The following is a 1,096-nucleotide window of genomic DNA, read 5'->3' on the forward strand; positions in this document are numbered from 1 at the left end:
CGACGCCAAGACCGACGCCCGCGCCGCCTGGGCCCAGGCCGCCGAGCACGAACGCGCCCGCGGCGCCGCCGAGCAGGCCCGCGACACCGCCGAGCGCGAACGGGAGCAGGCTCAGGCCGAACGCGAGGCACTGGCCACCGCGCTGGAGCAGGCCCGCCGCGAGCTCGACCGGCTGCGCGCCGCCGCCGCCGAGCACGCCCGCCAGGCCGCGACCCTGCGGGCCGAACTCGCCGACGCCGTCGCCGCCCGTGAACGCGCCGAGCGCGACAGCCGCCAGGCCCAGGACCGGGCTGAGACCGCCGAGGGCCACGCCGAGATCGCCCGGCAGCAGGCGACCGACGCGCGCCTGGCTCTGGCCGCCGCCCAGGGTGAGGCCGCCACCGCGGCGCGGCTGCAGGAGCGCGCCGAGGACGAGCTGCGCCAGGTCGGCGCCGACCGCGACCTCCAGCGCGAGCGCGCCGTGGCCGCCGAGCAGCAGGCCCGCGCCGCCCAGGCCGAACGCGAGCACGACGCCGGACAGGTCCGGGACCTGCGTGACAGGCTGGCCGCCGCTCAGACCGCCGCCGGGCTGGTGCTGCCCGAACTGGCCGACCTCAGCGGCGACCTCGGCGACGGGGCGCGCGGCGTGTTGCTGCCCGAGGCCGGCATCGCCGTCGCCCGGCAGCCGGACGGCGCCGTGGTGCTGCACCACCAGGACCGGCAGATCCGGCTCGGCGATCCCGCACACGGCCGCGCCCTGGCCGCCGGATTGCTCGCGCTCTCCTCACGCTGATCGTCGGCAGCGAGCCGCAGGCGGCACCTCCACGCCCCCGGCACGGCCGGCGGCAGGCACCGGCGGCGCGCTGGTCGCCGGGCTCCTCGCCCTGGCCGAGCAGTCCGCCCGCCTCGTCAAGCGCTTCCCGGGGCTGGGAGCTGCCTCGCCGGCCTTCGCCTCCGCGCCGCGATGATCTGGATCAAGGACCTCACCCGGACCAGCCCTTGATCACAACCGAATACACGCCCTAGGACTGTCCTGAAGATCTTGTTGGGTGAGTCGGCATGAGCCGGCTCACCCTCTTGCTATGCAGTGATCGGGACGAGTGTCCAGATGCCGTTG

Annotated in this window: 1 pseudogene; it reads left to right on the forward strand. The window is 76.6% G+C overall.

The features are described 5' to 3' along the window. Window positions 1–772 (forward strand): annotated as a pseudogene (locus AB0H75_RS50235) (hypothetical protein); the annotation flags it as partial. Window positions 773–1,096: the final 324 nt, after the last annotated feature.

This window comes from Nonomuraea sp. NPDC050783, assembly GCF_040802095.1.
GTDB lineage: Bacteria > Actinomycetota > Actinomycetes > Streptosporangiales > Streptosporangiaceae > Nonomuraea.